Source organism: Amycolatopsis sp. NPDC104587 (assembly GCF_055583645.1).
The window spans coordinates 57,068-74,036 of record NZ_JBVJNO010000022.1; the positions used below are offsets into that span (position 1 = coordinate 57,068).

Genomic DNA, 16,969 nt, shown 5'->3' on the forward strand with positions numbered 1-16,969 from the left:
GCTTTCCAGGTGTGTCGTAGGCCGAAATGTGATAGTCGGGTGCGGGCCGGGATACCGACCTGCGTACCCTCGACGCCCGTGAGCGCGCACACGAACCCCGCCAAGATTACTGAAGACGATTTCGCAGGTTACGACCTCGTCGTCGTCGGGTCCGGTTTCTTCGGCCTGACCGTCGCCGAACGGGCCGCGGCCGAGCTGGGCAAGAAGGTCCTCATCCTCGAGCGGCGTAGCCACATCGGCGGCAACGCCTACTCCGAGGCCGAGCCCGAGACCGGGATCGAGGTGCACAAGTACGGCGCGCACCTGTTCCACACCTCGAACAAGCGCGTCTGGGAGTACGTGAACCGGTTCACCGGGTTCACCAACTACCAGCACCGCGTGTTCGCGCGGGTCAAGGACCAGGTCTACTCGTTCCCGATGAACCTGGCCCTGATCAACCAGTTCTTCGGCAAGTCCCACACCCCGGACGAGGCGCGCGAGCTGATCGCCAAGCAGTCGTCCGAGTTCGAGACGGCGAACGCGCAGAACCTCGAGGAGAAGGCCATCTCGCTGGTCGGCCGTCCCCTCTACGAGGCGTTCATCCGCGGGTACACCGCGAAGCAGTGGGAGAACGACCCCAAGAACCTGGGCGAGAACATCATCACGCGCCTGCCGGTCCGCTACAACTTCGACAACCGGTACTTCAACGACACCTACGAGGGCCTGCCGGTCAACGGGTACACCGCGTGGCTCGAGAAGATGGCCGAGCACGAGAACATCGAGATCCGGCTGAACGTCGACTACTTCGACGTGCGCGAGCACATCCCGGCCGGCACCCCGACCGTCTACACGGGTCCGCTGGACCGCTACTTCGGCTACTCGGCGGGCCGGTTCACCTGGCGCACCGTCGACTTCGAGTCCGAGGTCGCCGGGACCGGCGACTACCAGGGCACCTCGGTCGTCAACTACAACGACCAGGAAGTCCCGTACACCCGGATCATCGAGTTCCGCCACTTCCACCCGGAGCGGGACTACCCGAAGGACAAGACGGTCATCTTCCGCGAGTACTCGCGCTTCGCGGACGAGAACGACGAGCCGTACTACCCGATCAACACGCCGGAGAACCGCGAGAAGCTCGAGGCCTACCGCGAGCTGGCCAAGGTCGAGGCGCGCGAGAAGAACGTCCTGTTCGGCGGCCGGCTCGGCACGTACAAGTACCTCGACATGCACATGGCCATCGGTTCGGCGCTGTCGGCGTTCGACAACAAGATCGCCCCGCACCTGACCGACGGCGCGCCGCTCGACGGGTCCCTCGATGCTTGAGAAGGGCGCCCCGACGGGCGAGGTGGCCGTCCTTTCGAAGGCCCAGGGCTTTCTGAAGAGTGACGTTTCGGTGAAAGCCGCGCGCGGCATGTCGCACTTCGGCGAGCACGCCATCGGCTGGTTCGGCCTGGGCCTGCTCGGCGCCGTGGTGGACAAGAAGCGGCGCAAGGACTGGCTGGTCGCGTCGGCGGGTGTCGTCGGCGCCCACGCCGCGTCGATCGCGGTGAAACGCGTGGTCAGGCGGCCGCGACCGGACCACCCGAGCGTGGAGGTCCTCGTCGGCACGCCGAGCAAGCTGAGCTTCCCGTCGTCGCACGCGACGTCCACTACGGCGGCGGCGGTGCTCTACTCCGGATTGACCGGGCGTAACCTGGTGCCCGCCCTAGTACCGCCGATGCTCGCCTCGCGGCTCGTGCTCGGCGTTCACTATCCGACAGACGTTCTGGCCGGTGCGGCCCTCGGGGGGCTCGTCGGTGGTCTGATACGACGGAAGCTGAAGAAGAACCCATGAGCGAGACGACCGAGCAGCGCAACAGCGACGAAGCGGCCGTGACTCCCGAAGCGCCGGAGACCCCGGCCGCGGTGGAGACGGCGACTGCCGCCCGTGGGCCGTTCGGCCTGGTCGGCGGCGTCATCAAGACGGCGCGGCCGCGCCAGTGGGTCAAGAACGTGCTGGTCTTCGCGGCCCCGTTCTTCGCCTTCTCGAAGTCGACCGACCGCACGGGCCTGCTGCTCGACGCGATCGTCGCCTTCGTGGCCTTCTCCCTGGTGGCGAGCTCGGTCTACCTCATCAACGACGCCGTCGACGTCGAGGCCGACCGGGCCCACCCGACCAAGCGCAACCGGCCGATCGCGGCCGGGATCGTGCCGGTGCCCGTCGCGTACGGGGCCGCGGTCGTGTTCTTCCTGGCCGGTCTCGGCGTGTCGTTCCTGGCCAGCTGGCAGCTGGCGGTCGTGCTGGGCGTCTACGAGGCCGTCCAGCTCGGCTACTGCTTCGGCCTCAAGCACCAGCCGGTGGTCGACCTGGCCATCGTCGGCTCGGGCTTCCTGATGCGCTCGATCGCCGGCGGTGTCGCGGGCGGCCTCGCGCTTTCGCAGTGGTTCCTGCTGGTCACGGCGTTCGGCTCGCTGTTCATGGTGGCCGGCAAGCGCTACGCGGAGATCATGCTGTTCGAGCGCACGGGCGCGAAGATCCGCTCGTCGCTGAAGAAGTATTCGGCCAGCTACCTGCGGTTCGTCTGGGCGACGTCGGCGGCGATCCTGATCATGTCGTACTGCCTGTGGGCGTTCGAGATCCGCCAGACCGAGCACAACTCGGTGTGGGCGCTGATCTCGATGGTGCCGTTCGTGGTGGCGGTGCTGCGCTACGCGGTGGACGTCGACGGCGGCATCGCGGGCGAGCCGGAGGAGATCGCGCTCAAGGACCGCGTGCTCCAGGTGCTCGGCGCGACGTGGGTGGCCACGCTGTTCCTCTCGTTCTACCTGTGACGTCTCATTGCGGATCGACAGGTTGGCTTCAGGTTCAGCACAGCTGACGGGGTCACCCTGAGGTGGTGGGGGCGGGCAGTGCGCCCGTCCCCGTGACCACCACAGGAGCGACCATGAACGACCAGCCGCGCGACCCGAAGCAGGTCCCGCCCGACTCGACCGTCGAGCAGCCCACCCCTGGGGCGGCCCCTGACCAGCCGACCCAGCCCCAGCCGGCCGCCGTCGAGCAGCCGGCCGCTGCCGCGCCAGGTGCTGGTGCTGCTGAGCAGCCGACCGCGGCCGGCCCGGCCCAAGGCCAGCCGACCACGGCCGCCCCGGGTGCCGGTGCCGCCGGCCAGCCCGCCGATGCGGCCGCGGCGCAGCCGACCGCCGCCGCGCCGGGTCAGCCCGCGCCTCCGGCCGCCGACGCGACCACCGCGCACCCGCAGCCCGTCGCCGCCCCGTCCGGCGGCCGGCTGCCACCGCCGGTGCCGCCCACCCCTCAGCTCTCCCAGCCCGGCCCCGGCCAGACCTACGGCGCCTGGGGCGCACCCCAGGCCGCTCAACGCCAGCCCGGCGGCTTCCGGCGCTTCGTCGGCCACCGCGCCACCCAGCTCGTCGGTGTCGGCGTCCTCGGCCTGCTGATCGGCGGCGGCGTCGTCGGCGGGATCGCCGCCGCGACCAGCCACGGCCCACGCGATGGCCGTCCCGGCGTCCACCGCCAGTACAACGGCCCCAACCAGGGCCCCGACGGCCGTGGCTTCCCAGGTCGAGGCGGCGGTGGAAACTCCGGCAATTCGGGCGACTCCGGCGCGGGGGACGGCATCTGACCGCTGTGGGGTGAGCCACCCGCACCCCACTCAGATCACAGAAGCATCACGGCCGGGGTACGGTGTCCGGGATGCGAAGCGCCTCCGCAGGACTGCCGAAGGCCGCCGGTGCGCTGCCGGCGGCCCTGCCCCTCGCCCGTTCGTGGGCCCTGCCGGCCGGGGCCGCGGCGGCTTCCGCCCTGGTGTTCGCCCTGGTCAGCAGTCATCTCATCGATGACACCTACATCACGCTGTCGTACGCGAAGAACCTCGCCTTCCACGGCCACTGGGGCCTGATCGAGCAGGGGACGGCGAACACCGCGACGTCGCCGCTGAACGTCCTGGCCCTCGGCGCGGTCACCTTCGTCGTCCGCGACGCCGTGCTGGCCGCCGGTGTGGTCTTCGTCGCCGCGCAGGTGCTGCTCGTGCTGGGCCTGCGCCGGCTGGGCGAGCGCACCGGCCTGCCCCCGGCGTTCGCGCCGCTGACGTTCGGGCTGCTGCTCGTCAACCCGCTGCTGCTGTCGTCGATCGGGCTGGAGGTCGCGCTCGGCGCCACCGGGGTCGTCTGGACGCTGGTCTACGCGGGGGAGCGCAACGCCGGCCGGCTCGGCGTGGTGATCGGGCTGCTCGCCCTGGTCCGGATCGACCTGCTGCTCATCGCGGCCGTCCTGTTCGCGGCCCGCCGCGAGTTCTGGACCGGCATCTGGCGCACGGCGTTCGCCGCCCTCGCGGTGACGCTGCCGTGGTTCGGCTTCAGCTGGGTCGTGCTCGGCTCGGCGGTGCCGGACACGCTGGTCATCAAGATCAGCCAGCAGTCGTGGGGGCCGTTCAGCTTCACCAACGGCCCGCTCCTGTACTGGCGCAACTTCCCGGTCCAGGCCACGCTTTCGTTCCTGCCGCTGCTGCTCGCCGGGGTGGCGGGCGTGGCCTGGGTCATCCTGTTCCGCCGTGGGTCCGGGACCGCCCGCCGCCTGACGCCGTTCGCGGCACTGGCCGTCGCGGGCGCCCTGCACTACGTGGCCTACAGCCGGCTCGGCGTGCCGCCGTACCACTGGTACTACGCGCCCAGCATCATCGGCGCGACGATCTTCCTCGCCGCCTGCGCCTCGGCGGTCCCCGAGCGCGTGCGCCGCGGGACGTGGACGGCGGCCGGCGCGGTGCTCGCGGTGAGCGTCGCGGCGTACGCGTTGCCCGGTCTCCCGCGCCAGTTCGCGCCGATCACCAGCAACCACGCGTCGACGACCGAGTACCGCGAGATCGGCCAGGAGCTGGCCGCCATCGCCCACGGCCGGAAGGTCGAGACGGCGGGTGAGGTCGGCGCGCTGGCGTACGCGTGCGACTGTGAGCTGGTCGACGAGTTCTCCGACCGCGGCGCCGTCGACCCGGCGATCACCGAGACGAAACGCCGCAGCGGCGAAGTCGGCCGCGCGCTGCTGGAAGCGAACTTCCACAACTTCGACCACAGCGTAGCCCCGATCAGCCCGGACCTGGTCCTGACGACGACCCGCCGCGCCCCGCCCTCGACGGCGCTGGCGAGCTGGCGGATCGACTCGCCGTGGATGGGCACCCAGAACCTGTACCTGGTGCCCGCGCACGCGGCCGGGAGCTGAGCGTCAGCTCCGGACGGCGGTGACGTCCAACGTCAGCGTGAACTCGCGGCCGCCCAGCCGTTTGCCGTACGTCAGGCCGAACGCGAACCGGTCCACCACTGTCGCCGCGCGGGCCGAGAAGCCCTCCGGGGACACTTGGACCGCGTCGATCCCGCACTGGACGCGGGCAGCGGTTCCGCGAACCGTCACGACGCCCTCGAGCAGCCACCGCGGCCCGTCCGTTACCGGCCGGCCTTCGGTGAACGTGATGAGCGGGTGCTCGCGGCCGTGGAGGAACCGCCGCGACTGCAGCTCCGTGTCACGCAGGCGGTCGCCCGTCTTGAGGCCGCTCGCGTCGATCTCGGCCGTCACCCGCGACTCCGTCACCGGGTCGGCGACCACGACCAGCCCGCCCGCCAACGGGAACTCGCCGTCCACAGCGGACATTCCGAAGAGGTGCGTGCCGGAGACGCCGATCCGGCAGCGCGCCGGGTCCAGCCGGTATTCGCCGGGTGGCGGGATCTCGATCATCGCCGTGCCCACATGCGGTTCATCGTGCCCTCCCGCGCGAGCATGACCTGGGTGACCACCTGGAGCACCACAAAACTCGCGATGGAGAGCACCGTATCGAGTCCGGGCACCACGTCCACCGGAAGCGAGTACGCCATGACGATGCTCAGCCCGCTGTGCACCAGCCCGCCGACCCCCCAGACAACCGTCAGCACCCGCCACACGCGCCGGAACGACGGCGTGTCCGCCCAGCGCGCCTCGAGCTCGTCAGCGCGGCCGGGCACCAGCGCCAGCGTCGCCTGGTAGGTCGTCGGGCGGCGGCCGACGCGGAGGCTCGCCAGCATCCAGACGCCGATCAGCACGCTGAACCACGCGCCGCGGACCAGCTGCAGCCGCGCGTCGCCGGTCAACAGCGTGGTCGCCAGGCCCAGCGCGACGATGAGCAGCACGAACACCCCCATGCCGTCGACGCGCCGGTGCCGCACCGCCAGGTACAGCACCCGCAGCGCCGGCGGGAGGCCGCTGAGCGTCAGGGCCCAGACCGGCGCGACGTCGAACGCCCGCAGCAGGTAGTAACCGCCGACCGGCGCGGCGATGTCGCAGAGCAGCGCGACCAGCGATTTCCCCATGCCCCCGAGCATCGCCGACCGGTGGGGTCACCACCATCGTCGAGCTGGTGGTCAGGCATCAACCGTCCGGTTGATGCCGGCGGTCAACCTCTTCCGGGTGACCTTCGCGCCGAACACCAGGCCGCCGGCGGTGAGCACGGTGTCGAGGACCGGCACGACGTCCACCGGGAGCGTGAACGCCATCAGCACGACGACGCAGCCCAGCACCAGGCCGCCGACGCCCCACCAGAGCGTGACCGAGCGCCACTGCTGCCGGAAGTCCTCGTCGGCGGCCCAGCGCGCTTCGAGCTCACCGGCGCGGGCCGGCTGGAGCGTGCAGATCATCCGGAACAGGAACGGCCTGCGGCCGGCGACCAGGCTGACCAGCATCAGCCCGCCGAGCAGCAGCCCGACCCAGGCGCTGCGGACCAGCAGCAGCCGCGGGTCGCCGGAGATCAGCGCCACCGCGCCGTTGACCACCAGCACCGCCAGCACGAACGCGCTGAGCGGGTCGATCCGGCGGTGCCGGATCAGCACGTAACCGGCCCGCAGCACCACCGGCACGGCGCTGACCAGCAGTGCCCACAGCGCGTCGACGTCGAAGGAGCGCAGGACGTAGAAGAGGGCCATCGGGAGCGCGACGTCGCGGAGGAGCATCGTCAGCCCACCGCGGTCGCTCGTCGTGGTTGTCATGGTGACAGCCTGTTCCGGCGGCGACCGCGGCACATCGGCGTGGGGACTGGGCCCGGATGGAGCCGGGGATCAACCCCCGGGTGGAGAACTCAGATGGGGAGCTTGCGGAAGATCGGCCGCGGGACGTGCCGCAGCGCCGACATCACCAAGCGGAACGGCGCGGGCGCCCAGATCAGGTCCTTGCCCGCGCGGGCCGCCGCGACGGCCTGCGCCGCGACCTGGTCGGCGTTCTGGGTCAGCGGGGCGTCCTTCATGCCGTCGGTCATCTTCGTGCGGACCTGGCCCGAGCGGACGACCGTCACCCGGACGCCGTGCGGCGCGAGGGCCTCGCCGAGGCCCAGGTAGAAGCCGTCGAAGCCGGCCTTGGACGAGCCGTAGACGAAGTTCGAGCGCCGGACGCGCTCACCCGCCACCGACGACAGCGCGATGACCGTGCCGTGGCCCTGGACCTTGAGCTTCTCCGACAGCGCCACGCCGACCGACACCGCGGCGGTGTAGTTCACCGTCGCCGCCTCGACCGCCTTCGTGTGGTCCTGCCACAGCTCCTCGGCGTCACCGAGCAGGCCGAACGCGACGACCGCGACGTCGATGTCGCCGCTCTCGAACGCCTTGTCCAGCACGGCGGGGTGTGACGCCAGGTCCTTCGCGTCGAAGTCCACAGTGGACACCTCGGCGCCCTTGTCCTTCAGGCGCTGCGCGGCCGCGTCGAGCCGCGGCGACGGGCGCGCCGCGAGCACGACCCGCAGCGGCTTCTCGGCCAGGTACTGCTCGGCGATCGCCAGCGCGATGTCGGACGTGCCGCCGAGCAGCAGCAGGGACTGGGGGTTGCCAACAGCGTCGATCACAGCTCGAGCCTCCGGCTCATGTCAGAGGCGAAAACGCCTTCGGGGTCAACGGCGGCGCGGACCTTGCGCCACTCTTCGAGGCGCGGGTACATCTTCGCGAACGTCTCGGGCGAGGTGCGCGAGTCCTTCGCGGTGTACAGCCGCCCGCCGAGCTCGAGGACGTCGTCGTCGAGCTCCTGGCAGAACCGGCTGAGCCCGTCCTTGATCGGGAAGTCGACGCAGACCATCCAGCCGGGGTGCGGGAACGACAGCGGCGCCGCGTTGCCCTCACCCATCCGCTTGAACACGTTGAGGAAGGAGACGTGCCCCGACTCGGCGATCTTCTTGACGATCTTGCGCAGCGGCTCGTGCGCGTTCAGCGGCGTCGAGAACTGGTACTGCAGGAAGCCCTTGGAGCCGTAGGCGCGGTTCCACTCGCCGAACATGTCGAGCGGGTGGTAGAAGGCCGTGAGGTTCTGGACGACGCCGCGGGCTTCCTTCGGCGTCTTCCGGTAGTACAGCTCGCCGATGCCGCCGAAGGTCAGCTTGTTGGCCAAGCCGTTCGGGAAGATGTCCGGCAGCGTCGCGAGCTGCGGGGCGTCGAACTTGAGCGGGTTCGCGCGCAGCTTGGGCGGCAGTTCGTCCAGCTTGGCGAGCGAGCCGCGGCCGAAGGCGGCCCGGCCGAGCTTCGAGCCGGTGGAGATCGTGTCGAACCACGCCGACGAGTACGTGTAGTTGTCGTCGGAGCCGTTGCTGACCAGCTCGAGCGTCTCGTCGAGGTTGTTCGTGCGCTCGTTGTCCGCGAGGAAGTACGCGGTCTCGGTCTTGGTCATCCGGATCGTCGCGCGGACGATGACCCCGGTCAGGCCGATGCCCGCCACGGTCGCCCAGAACAGCTCGGCGTCCGGGCCTTCCGGCGTCAACGTGCGGACCTTGCCGTCCGCGGTGACCAGGTCCATCGACACGACGTGGTTGCCGAAGCTGCCCGCGCTGTGGTGGTTCTTGCCGTGGATGTCGTTGGCGATCGCGCCGCCGACCGTCACCTGGCGCGTGCCCGGCAGCACCGGGACCCACAGGCCGTACGGCAGCGCCTCGCGCATCAGCTGGTCGAGGCTCACGCCGGCGTCGAGGTCGACGAGCGCGGAGTCCGGGTCGATCGAGTGGATCCGGTTCAGCGCCGTCATGTCGAGGACGAGGCCACCCGCGTTCTGCGCCGGGTCGCCGTAGGACCGGCCGAGGCCGCGGGCGATGACACCGCGCTCGCCGGCCTGGGTCACGGCACGGGCGATGACCTCGACGTCTTCGGTGCGCAGCACGTCCGCGGTGGTCGGCGCCGTCCGCGCCCAGCCCGTGAGCGTGCGACGCTGTGTCTCGAGTCCTGGGGTCACCCGACCAGGGTAGCCACGCCGAACGACGCCCGGAACGTGACCCTGAAGTGCTCGCTTCTACACTTTGCGCATCAAGGCACAAGCGCCCGCGCGGGTGACCATGACTCAGGCAACGAGGTAATGCAGTGGTGGCGACCGATCCGCAAGCCGACATCGCAGCTGGCCAGCAGCCCTCCATCGGACTGCTCGGGCAGCTCATTCGCTTCGCCCTGATCGGCGGCTTCTGCGCCCTGGTCGACCTGGGCACGTACACGCTGCTGACCCAGGTGGCCGGGATGGCCACTTCACCGTGGGTCGACGTCGCCCGCGCTATCAGTTTCATCGTGGGCACCACCACGGCGTTCTTCCTGAACCGGAAGTTCACCTTCTCCGGCGGGCGCCGGGACGGGAAGGCGCAGATCGGCTCGTTCGTCCTGCTCTACACCGTGACGTTCTTCGTCGCGGTCGGGGTGAACCAGCTCATGCTGCAGGTGCTGCCGGAGTCCGCGTGGCAGCACACGCTGTGCTGGGCCGTGTCGCAGGCGACTGCCACGGTGATCAATTTCGTGATGCTCAAGTGGGTCGTCTTCCGCGAGCCGTCGACTGAGGAGAACTGAGGAACTCAATGCCCGGTAAAACAGCCACCCCGGCGCCGACCACCACAGCCGGCGCGGCCGCCGAGACGCGGTTCACCGAGCACACTCCGCAGGGTCGCCTGACGGCGCAGCGCGGCCTTTACGCCGGTCCGGCGCCGATCGTCAGCAAGGACCTCTACGCCGAGCTCGAATGGGGCTCGGCCGTGCGGGAACGTGCGGTGATCAGCCTCGAGCCCGCTTCCAAGGTGTCGGGCAACACGTACTTCGGCCGGTTCCCGGCCAGCTACTGGCAGCGCTGGACGACCGTCACCGAGGTCTCGGTCGAGGCCGTCGTGACCGGCACCGGCCTGCTGTCGATGGGCGCGTCCGACGTCGAGGGCGAGCCCCGCGTGGTGGCCGCCGAGCAGGTCACCGACGCCAAGCAGCTCAAGGTGGCGCTGACCGGCAACCTGGACAAGTTCTACGACGGTGGCGCGCTCTGGCTCGACCTCGAGACCGAGGGCGGCCAGAACCTGCGCGTCGAGCAGGTCCGCTGGACGGTCGAGGCGCCGGAGACCATCCGCCCGACCGCCGTGACCATCTGCACGATGAACCGCGCCGACGACTGCCTGAAGAACCTGCAGGCCCTCGCCGCGGACGTCTCGTCGCTGGAGACCCTGGACGCGATCTACGTCGCCGACCAGGGCACCGACCTCGTCGAGTCCCGCGACGGCTTCGAGCAGGTCGCCAAGGACCTCGCCGACAAGCTGCACTACATCAAGCAGCCCAACCTCGGCGGCGCCGGCGGTTTCACCCGCGGCCTGTACGAGGTGGCCGGCCACACCGCCACCGAGCACGCGAACGTCCTGTTCATGGACGACGACGTGCTGCTCGAGCCGGACCTGGTGATCCGGATGACGGCGTTCTCCAACCGCGCCGCCAACCCGATCATCGTCGGCGGGCAGATGCTCAACCTGTTCCACCCGAACCAGCTGCACGTCGGCGCCGAGTACGCCCGGCTCAACACGCTCGAGCCCGGCCAGCCGGTCGAGCACTCGCTCACCACCGCCGACTTGCTCGGCGTCGACGAGGAGACGCTGAAGCCGAACCGCCAGGAGCGCCGTCTCGACGCCGGGTACAACGGCTGGTGGTCCTGCCTGATCCCCTACGAGGTCGTGCAGGCCACGGGCTACCCGATGCCGTTCTTCTTCCAGTGGGACGACGCGGAGTACTCCTACCGCGCCCGCGCGCACGGCTTCCCGACCGTCACCCTGCCGGGTGCGGGCGTGTGGCACGCGGACTTCCACATGAAGGACTGGGACGAGTGGCACCGGTACTTCAACCTGCGCAACTCGATCATCACCGCCGCGCTGCACTCGCCGTTCAACCTGAACCTGCTTTCGCGGGTGCTGCTGGCCCAGCTGGTCCGCTACCTGCTCGGCATGCAGTACGGCCTGTCGGCCACGCTGATCAAGGCCGTCGAGGACTTCCTCGAGGGCCCGGAGGTCCTGCGTGACGGCGGTGTCGAGGCGATGAAGGAGATCCGCCGCATCCGTGACGAGTACCCGGAGACCAAGCGCCACAAGGCGACCGAGGTCCCGGGCATCGCGTCCAACGACATCGGCATCATCAACAGCGCGCCGCGGCCCAGCATGCAGCGCCTGGTGCTGATCAAGCGGGTGCTCGACCGGGTCCTCGGCCGCAGCCGCTTCGGGCTCGGCGCGGTGCCGATCGACGAGGCGAACTGGTGGCACATCGCCCTGTTCGACAAGGCGGTCGTCACCGACGCGAACCAGGAAGGCGTCCGCGTCCGCGCCTACGACAAGGTCAAGATGTTCGACCTGGCCAAGCGCGGCGCGAAGGTCGTCCAGCGGCTGCGCAAGGAAGGCGCGGCGGTGCAGGAGCAGTACAAGCGCGCCATGCCGGAGCTGACCTCGCGCGAGAACTGGAAGCGCCTGTACAAGCTCTGAGCTTCCCGTCCGAAGGCCGTCTCACGCTTGCCGTGAGGCGGCCTTCGTGCGTCAGGCGTGCAGCCCGAAGACCCGGCTCTTCCGGTTCAGGTCGTCGATGTACGCGGCCGCCACGTGGGCGAAGTTGATCGCGACCACCGAGTCGTCCTTGGTGGTCACCGTTTCGACCGCGCCGGTCTTCACGAACTGGGCGAGCTTGCCCGCCACGTTTCCGGACTCTTCGGTCGTCAGCGCGAACAGCAGCGGTTCGCCGCCGGTGGCGAGGTGCAGCACGAGTGCGGGTTTCGAGTCAGCCATGCCCCCATCGCAGCAGCGGCGATCTTGCGACGGCAAGCGAGTTCGCTGTGGGCGCAGCATCCGGCTGCGGCGCGGGCGGGCCGTGGACTACCGTTTTGGCCAGGCCAAGCACCCGCGGGGGGAAGACAAGATGCCGCACTCGTTCTCGCTGTCGCTGGCGGCGGTGGACATCCTGCTCGAACAGCTCGGGCTGGGCCGCGCGCCGGCGCCGTTCGAGGTTCCGCACGTCGGCACGACGGTCGAGCAGCGGGCGATGATCCGCGACGCCGTCGTCCGCGACCTGACCGGCCGGGGCCTGTGGAGCCGCGGCCGCCTCGACCCGGACGCCGAGCTGGCGCTCGCCACCTTCGTCCGGGGCAGCGTGGTGATCAACGCGGCCGCCGAGCTGGGCGACCGGCACCTGTTCGCCCGCGTCGCCACCGACGGCCAGTTCGGGGTCCTGGCCCGGCAGGACGAGAACCTGATCGTCTTCGAGGAGGTCCGCCCGACCGGCATCGTGCCGGCGATCGTCGACCTGCTCCCGCTGACCCCCGCCGCGCCCGGCCAGTCGGTGACCATCTCGCGCCCGGCGGCCCAGCCGCGCCAGCGCCGCGACGACGTGTATGACCCCTTCGCGGGTGTCAGCGGCCCGCGCTCGCAGAGCAGCAGCGGCGGCCCGCAGCTGCGGATGATCGAGCGCGTCTTCCAGGAGCCGAAGAAGCGCGTCGGGCAGTTCACGGCCCAGACCCGCGGCGGCACGTTCCCGCCCCTGGCCTGGTTCGACACCCCGTCCGGCCGCTGGCTGATGTCCTCCCGCGCGGCCGCCGACGGCCAGCGCTGGATCACCTACGCCCCGGCCGACAACGCGCGTCTCGCCCAGCAGCTCTACGCGCAGCTCGAAGGTCAGTTCTGAGGGAACCGCACGTCGGGCCGCTGCGTCCCACGTGAAGATCGGTGAACGGCCGTCGCACAGGGTGCCCGGCTAGTAGACTCCCGGGTGCACACGCACGGGTGAAGTGATTCGGGGTGGAACAGCGATGTTGATAGCTGACGGCGGGGGCGGCGGGTCCTTCGCGGACATCATGAACCTCGGTGCCATCCAAGGCGTCACTGCGGAGACCCAGAAGCTGGTCGACGCCGCCAAGAGCGGCGGCTTCAAGATCACCCCCGAAGGTGTGAAGCCGATCCGGGACGCGCTCTCCGACCTGGTCGACGACCTTGAGGTGCTCGGCGACTCGACCCTGGTGCTCAACCAGTCGCCGCAGCTCGGCAACCACCCGTACGGACACACCATCGCCGCGCACGACCAGAAGGGCGCCGCGCAGGCCGAAGGGTCCGCGGGTGTGGTGCTCGGCCAGCTCAAGCAGGTGGCCCAGCAGGCCAACGAGGCACTCGGCCGCGCCGCCGGCCTCTACAGCCAGTCCGAGCTCGCCGCGCTCGACGCGATGAAGCCCAAGTCCTAGGGAATGATGAAACTCCTCGCACGCGTTGTCCTGCCCGTTGCCGCGGGTGCCCTCCTGCTGGTCGGCTGCACGAGCACCGAGAACGGCACACCGTCACCCGCGGGGTCGGCCTCGTCCGCGCCGCCGTCCGGGGAGTCGAGCACCGCGGCGCCGGGAGGCGCCTCGACCGCGTCGCTCGAACCGTGCACCCTGCTGACCGCTTCCGACGTCACCGGCTACGGCTCGTTCAAGGACGCCGACGAGACGACCCTCGGTGGCGCCCGCGTCTGCCGCTACCAGAAGCAGCGCACGGACGCGAGCGAAGAGGGCTTGATCATCGGTGTCGCCATCCGTGACGACGCGGCGCTCGGCTCGACCAACGACACCGGCAGCGGCGTCAAGGACCTGCAGGTCAACGGCCGCAGCGCCAAGGAGGCGCCGAGCCAGGCCCCGCTGGGGTGCACGGTCGCGCTCGGGGTGGGGGACAAGGCACGCGTCGATGTGAACGTGACCGCGGTCAACACCGTCGAAAAGGCCTGCCAGACGGCGGAGGACGTGGCGAACAAGATCGTCGAGCCGAAGCTGCCCAAGGGGTAAGGGGACCCAGATGACGACGCAGAAGCAGCCGCCGCCGATCAAGACGCCGGCGGAAGTTGCGGACATGGCTCCGGCCGACCGGGACGCCTACCTCCAGGCGAAAGCCGAGGCGGGCGTCGACCGGAACGACCCGTTGTTCGGATGGGTCCAGCAGTTCATCGCCCAGGCGCAGGCCAAGAACCAGTCGCAGGAGGTCGGCGACAAGAACGAGGCCGAGGCGACCAAGGGCCGCGATGTCGAGTACGTCCAGGGCCTGAACGCGCCGAACGCCGACTACAAGGGCAGCGACCACACGCAGCTCAAGGCGTACCTGGACAGCAACCTGAACGTCGACCAGGTCTCCGAGGTCTCGACCGCGTACCACGAGGTGCACAAGACCTTCGACAAGTTCGCGACGGCGATGAACTCCGCGGTCAACGCCTCCAAGGGGACTTGGGAAGGCAACGCCGCCGAGAACGCGCAGCAGTACTTCACCAGCCTCGGCAAGTGGTCCGACGCCAACTCGCAGAACGCGAAGCTGGCCTCGGAGACCATCTACGACCAGGGGCAGGCCGCGGCGACGGCCAAGAACTCCATGCCGGCGCCGATTCCCTTCTCCTGGGGTGACGAGTTCAAGAACTGGGCGACGTCGAACCCGTTCAGCCTGCCGGACAACGTCGACAAGTCGCTGCAGAAGCAGAAGGACAGCCAGGCGGCGCACGACGAGGCCGCGGGGGTCATGTCGACCTACGACAAGAACCTCTACGAGGCCGCGTCGAAGCAGCCGGCCTTCGCGCCGCCGCCCAGCTTCAGCACCGGTGGCGGCAGCGGCGACCCCGGCGGCGGGGACAAGAACGGCATCGACGACCACGTCGGCAGCATCAACCCGCCGGGCGGCAACCCGGTGAACACGCCGAGCGGGACGTCCAACAACTTCACCACCGGCAACATCCCCGGCCCGAACATCACGCCGCACATCAGCGGCCCCGGCTCGACCACGGGCACCGGGATCGTGCCGGCCGGCACCACCACGCCGTCCGGCTTCACGCCCGGCTCGGTCCCCGGTGGGTCGACGCCGAACCCGAACCAGTCGTTCGGGGGCATGCCGCCGATGAGCCCGATGCCGATGGGTGGCATGAACATGGGCGGCGACGAGGCCTACAACTCCAAGGTCGGCGGCGGCGGGGGCGGCGCTGGCCGCGGCAGCGGCTTCGGGCCCGGCGGCTCGGGCGGCTCGGGCGCCGGCGGCAGCGCGACGGGCGCGGGCGCCGCGTCGGGCGCGGCCCGGCCGGGCGGCATCGGCGCGGCCGAAGCGGCCGCGGGCCGCGGGATGGGCGGCCTGGGCGCCGGGGGCGCGGCCGGTGGCCGGGGCAGCGGCATGGGTGGCGGCGGCCTGGGCCGCGGCCAGAAGGGCGAGGGTGACGAGGACACGGAGCACTCGCGGCCGACGTACCTGGTCGAGGGTGACCCCGACGAGGTCTTCGGCACCGACCTGCGCACGGCTCCGCCGGTCATCGGCGAATAACGGACAAAAGCGAACGGCCCCGGGAAACCGGGGCCGTTTCGCGTTTGGGCTGGTCGCGGAACCAGTAGCCTTCGCTGCGCGTCGGAGATCGCGGAGGCGAGGATGACACCTGAGGAATGGCTGGCGGGCTTCGAAACGAAGATCGCCGACGTCCGGGAGAAGGCGGAGCAGTTCCGCGCCTGGCTCGAGGCCGCCGGGACGACCGTGGCTTCGCCCGACGGCACGATCCGCGTCGGCGTCGCCCCCAACGGCTCGCTCACCGAGCTGCGGCTGACCGACTCGGCGCTGGCCGGCAAGTCCGGCGCCCAGCTCGCCGAGGAGATCCTCAAGCTCGCGCGCAAGGCCCAGCGCGGGGCCGCGGTGAACGTCGCCGCCGCGTTCGAGCCGCTCGGGGGTGACTCCGAGGCGATGCACATGGTCACCGGGTTCGTGCCGCCGGAGGAGCCCGAGGAGCCGGCCGCGCCCGAGGTGTACCAGGAGCGCCGGCTGTGGCAGCACGAAGAGCCGGAAACCCCGCCGCCGCCACCGGTCCGCCGTCCGCCTCGACCGGCGCGCGACGACGAGGACGACTTCGGGGACAACACGTTCATGCGCCGGGACTGAGGGGACTCCGACTGTGACCACCGCGACCTCGGGCGCCGGCATCGCCGACACCTACGCCGGGCTCGTCGACTCGATCAAGGCCGACTCCGAATCCGAGGGGGAACGGGTCCTCGAGGTGTCGATCAGCGCGGCCGGCGCGGTCGTCGACACCGTCGGCGCCGCGATCGACCCGCTCGGCGCCGTCCTCAACGCCGGCGTCGGCTGGCTGCTCGAGCACATCAGCTTCCTGCGCGAGCCGCTCGACGTGCTGCTCGGCAACCCGGACGAGATCAACACGAACGTCGACCAGCTGAAGTCCGCCGCGGCCGAGATGCACACGCTCGCCCAGGAGCACCGGGACGACCTGCGCAGCGTCGCCGAGTGGACCGGCCAGGCCGCCGACGCCTACCGCGACAGCCTCACGAAGATGGCCGAGGAGCTGGAGTCGCTCGGCAAGACGCTCGACGGGACCGCGGCCGTCGCCGGCATCTCGGGCATGCTCGTCTGCACGCTGCGCGGCATCGTCTTCGGCCTGATCTCGTCGGTGATCGCCGAGCTGATCCGCGACGCGCTGATCGCGGCGGCCTCGGCCGTGTGCACTTTCGGCGGCTCGATCGCGGCGTTCTGCGGGGTCGCGTCGGCGCGTGCCGCGGCGACCGCGTCGAAGATCGCGGGCAAGATCAGCAAGCTCCTCGAGGGCTTCGCGCGGCAGGGCGGCCGGCTGGCCAAGCTGATGGAAGCGATGGAGAAGCTGACCAAGGGCCTCGACCGGTTCTCGACGGTCGGCGGCCTCGCGATGGGCGCGTACCAGGCCGCGAAGCCGTACGACACGCAGCAGCCGGCGGAGGCCTGAC

Annotated in this window: 19 protein-coding genes; 13 read left to right on the plus strand and 6 right to left on the minus strand. The window is 70.5% G+C overall.

What is annotated here, in order from left to right; genetic code table 11:
• Window positions 1–78: 78 nt before the first annotated feature.
• The 5 genes from glf to ACZ61C_RS44530 all read left to right on the plus strand — a co-directional run bounded on the left by glf (window position 79) and on the right by ACZ61C_RS44530 (window position 5,188).
• Window positions 79–1,302: a UDP-galactopyranose mutase gene (gene glf, locus ACZ61C_RS44510; RefSeq protein WP_465314017.1), complete on the plus strand. Its 1,224-nt coding sequence runs from the start codon at window positions 79–81 to the stop codon at window positions 1,300–1,302.
• A complete protein-coding gene (locus ACZ61C_RS44515) occupies window positions 1,295–1,813 on the plus strand; it encodes a phosphatase PAP2 family protein (RefSeq protein ID WP_465314018.1) in 519 nt (172 codons plus the stop codon). The genes glf and ACZ61C_RS44515 overlap by 8 nt, the downstream gene beginning before the upstream one ends.
• On the plus strand, window positions 1,810–2,790 hold the full coding sequence (locus ACZ61C_RS44520; protein ID WP_465314019.1) for a decaprenyl-phosphate phosphoribosyltransferase: 981 nt from the start codon (window positions 1,810–1,812) through the stop codon (window positions 2,788–2,790). Before ACZ61C_RS44515 ends, ACZ61C_RS44520 begins: the two co-directional genes overlap by 4 nt.
• A 113-nt stretch (window positions 2,791–2,903) precedes the next feature.
• Window positions 2,904–3,599 carry a hypothetical protein gene (locus ACZ61C_RS44525; protein ID WP_465314020.1) on the plus strand — a complete coding sequence of 232 codons (696 nt, stop codon included), beginning with the start codon at window positions 2,904–2,906 and terminating at the stop codon, window positions 3,597–3,599.
• A 71-nt stretch (window positions 3,600–3,670) separates the two neighbouring features.
• Window positions 3,671–5,188, plus strand: a complete 1,518-nt coding sequence (locus ACZ61C_RS44530) for a hypothetical protein (protein ID WP_465314021.1) — start codon at window positions 3,671–3,673, stop codon at window positions 5,186–5,188.
• Window positions 5,189–5,191: 3 nt separating this feature from the next.
• Here the strand turns inward: ACZ61C_RS44530 and ACZ61C_RS44535 are convergent, their stop codons facing one another.
• The 5 genes from ACZ61C_RS44535 to ACZ61C_RS44555 form a co-directional block, all read right to left on the minus strand.
• The gene (locus ACZ61C_RS44535; RefSeq protein ID WP_465314022.1) at window positions 5,192–5,710 is read right to left on the minus strand and encodes a YceI family protein; all 519 of its coding nucleotides are present in this window, start codon (window positions 5,708–5,710) and stop codon (window positions 5,192–5,194) included.
• Window positions 5,695–6,306, minus strand: a complete 612-nt coding sequence (locus tag ACZ61C_RS44540; protein WP_465314023.1) for a VC0807 family protein — start codon at window positions 6,304–6,306, stop codon at window positions 5,695–5,697. The genes ACZ61C_RS44535 and ACZ61C_RS44540 overlap by 16 nt, the downstream gene beginning before the upstream one ends.
• 51 nt (window positions 6,307–6,357) lie before the next feature.
• The gene (locus tag ACZ61C_RS44545; protein ID WP_465314024.1) at window positions 6,358–6,978 is read right to left on the minus strand and encodes a VC0807 family protein; all 621 of its coding nucleotides are present in this window, start codon (window positions 6,976–6,978) and stop codon (window positions 6,358–6,360) included.
• Between the two features lie 89 nt (window positions 6,979–7,067).
• The gene (locus ACZ61C_RS44550; RefSeq protein WP_465314025.1) at window positions 7,068–7,823 is read right to left on the minus strand and encodes a decaprenylphospho-beta-D-erythro-pentofuranosid-2-ulose 2-reductase; all 756 of its coding nucleotides are present in this window, start codon (window positions 7,821–7,823) and stop codon (window positions 7,068–7,070) included.
• A complete protein-coding gene (locus tag ACZ61C_RS44555) occupies window positions 7,820–9,190 on the minus strand; it encodes an FAD-binding oxidoreductase (protein WP_465314026.1) in 1,371 nt (456 codons plus the stop codon). The genes ACZ61C_RS44550 and ACZ61C_RS44555 overlap by 4 nt, the downstream gene beginning before the upstream one ends.
• Before the next feature lie 125 nt (window positions 9,191–9,315).
• Here ACZ61C_RS44555 and ACZ61C_RS44560 point away from each other — a divergent pair, with 125 nt between their 5' ends.
• Window positions 9,316–9,786, plus strand: coding sequence for a GtrA family protein (locus ACZ61C_RS44560; RefSeq protein WP_465314027.1), 471 nt, complete (start codon window positions 9,316–9,318; stop codon window positions 9,784–9,786).
• Window positions 9,787–9,794: 8 nt separating this feature from the next.
• Window positions 9,795–11,714 carry a glycosyltransferase gene (locus tag ACZ61C_RS44565; protein ID WP_465314028.1) on the plus strand — a complete coding sequence of 640 codons (1,920 nt, stop codon included), beginning with the start codon at window positions 9,795–9,797 and terminating at the stop codon, window positions 11,712–11,714.
• Window positions 11,715–11,765: 51 nt separating this feature from the next.
• Here the strand turns inward: ACZ61C_RS44565 and ACZ61C_RS44570 are convergent, their stop codons facing one another.
• Window positions 11,766–12,011, minus strand: a complete 246-nt coding sequence (locus tag ACZ61C_RS44570; protein WP_465314029.1) for a hypothetical protein — start codon at window positions 12,009–12,011, stop codon at window positions 11,766–11,768.
• A 130-nt stretch (window positions 12,012–12,141) separates the two neighbouring features.
• On the opposite strand from ACZ61C_RS44570, the gene ACZ61C_RS44575 reads away from it, so the two are divergent.
• From ACZ61C_RS44575 to ACZ61C_RS44600, 6 genes are all read left to right on the plus strand, one after another.
• Window positions 12,142–12,903, plus strand: coding sequence for an ESX secretion-associated protein EspG (locus ACZ61C_RS44575; RefSeq protein ID WP_465314030.1), 762 nt, complete (start codon window positions 12,142–12,144; stop codon window positions 12,901–12,903).
• A 124-nt stretch (window positions 12,904–13,027) separates the two neighbouring features.
• Window positions 13,028–13,453: a hypothetical protein gene (locus tag ACZ61C_RS44580; protein WP_465314031.1), complete on the plus strand. Its 426-nt coding sequence runs from the start codon at window positions 13,028–13,030 to the stop codon at window positions 13,451–13,453.
• A gap of 6 nt (window positions 13,454–13,459) precedes the next feature.
• The gene (locus ACZ61C_RS44585) at window positions 13,460–14,029 is read left to right on the plus strand and encodes a DUF3558 domain-containing protein (RefSeq protein WP_465314032.1); all 570 of its coding nucleotides are present in this window, start codon (window positions 13,460–13,462) and stop codon (window positions 14,027–14,029) included.
• A 10-nt stretch (window positions 14,030–14,039) separates the two neighbouring features.
• On the plus strand, window positions 14,040–15,533 hold the full coding sequence (locus ACZ61C_RS44590) for a hypothetical protein (RefSeq protein WP_465314033.1): 1,494 nt from the start codon (window positions 14,040–14,042) through the stop codon (window positions 15,531–15,533).
• A 102-nt stretch (window positions 15,534–15,635) separates the two neighbouring features.
• The gene (locus tag ACZ61C_RS44595; RefSeq protein WP_465314034.1) at window positions 15,636–16,136 is read left to right on the plus strand and encodes a YbaB/EbfC family nucleoid-associated protein; all 501 of its coding nucleotides are present in this window, start codon (window positions 15,636–15,638) and stop codon (window positions 16,134–16,136) included.
• A 13-nt stretch (window positions 16,137–16,149) separates the two neighbouring features.
• The gene (locus ACZ61C_RS44600; RefSeq protein WP_465314035.1) at window positions 16,150–16,968 is read left to right on the plus strand and encodes a WXG100 family type VII secretion target; all 819 of its coding nucleotides are present in this window, start codon (window positions 16,150–16,152) and stop codon (window positions 16,966–16,968) included.
• The last annotated feature ends 1 nt before the right edge of the window (window position 16,969 follow it).